This window comes from Rhizobium sp. 01T437, assembly GCF_056398505.1.
On sequence record NZ_JBFTPM010000068.1, the window covers coordinates 1 to 689 of the forward strand.

Sequence of the window (689 nt, forward strand, 5' to 3'; positions counted from 1 at the left end):
GTCAGCCAGAAGAAGAATGGCCATTATCGTGTTCTCCCTTTCCAGATCTCAGAGTACGCCGGCTTCGTTCTTGAGCTTGTCGACAAGCTCGGCGACCGATTTCACCTTCACGCCTGCCTTGCGGCCGGATGGTTCTTCCGTCTTCAGCACCTTGAGGCGCGGCGCGGTGGAAACGCCGAAATCAGCCGGGCTCTTCTTGTCGAGCGGCTTCTTCTTCGCCTTCATGATGTTCGGCAGCGTTGCGTAGCGCGGCTCGTTCAAGCGCAAGTCGGTCGTCACGACGGCCGGAAGTTTGACCTTGATGGTCTGCAGGCCGCCGTCGATCTCACGGGTGACCGTCGCCGTTGCAGATTCTCCGGCGCCGTCGATCTCGACCTTGGAGGCGAAGGTCGCCTGGGCGGAGCCGAGAAGGGCTGCAAGCATCTGGCCGGTCTGGTTGCTATCATCGTCGATTGCCTGCTTGCCGACAATGATGAGGCCCGGCTTTTCAGCGTCTGCAACACCCTTGAGGATCTTTGCGACTGCGAGCGGCTCGACAGTGTCATCGGTTTCGACGAGGATGGCGCGGTCGGCGCCCATGGCGAGCGCGGTGCGCAAAGTTTCCTCGGCCTTGGCCGGGCCGATCGAGACGACGACCACTTCCTCGGCCTTGCCGGCTTCCTTCAGGCGAAGGGCCTCCTCAACCGAAA

At 61.5% G+C, this 689-nt stretch carries 1 protein-coding gene; it reads right to left on the minus strand.

Translation table 11 applies throughout. The features are described 5' to 3' along the window. Positions 1–48: 48 nt before the first annotated feature. Positions 49–689 (minus strand): electron transfer flavoprotein subunit beta/FixA family protein (locus AC1DM5_RS36515; protein WP_477976946.1); only part of this gene is annotated, 641 nt, incomplete at its 5' end.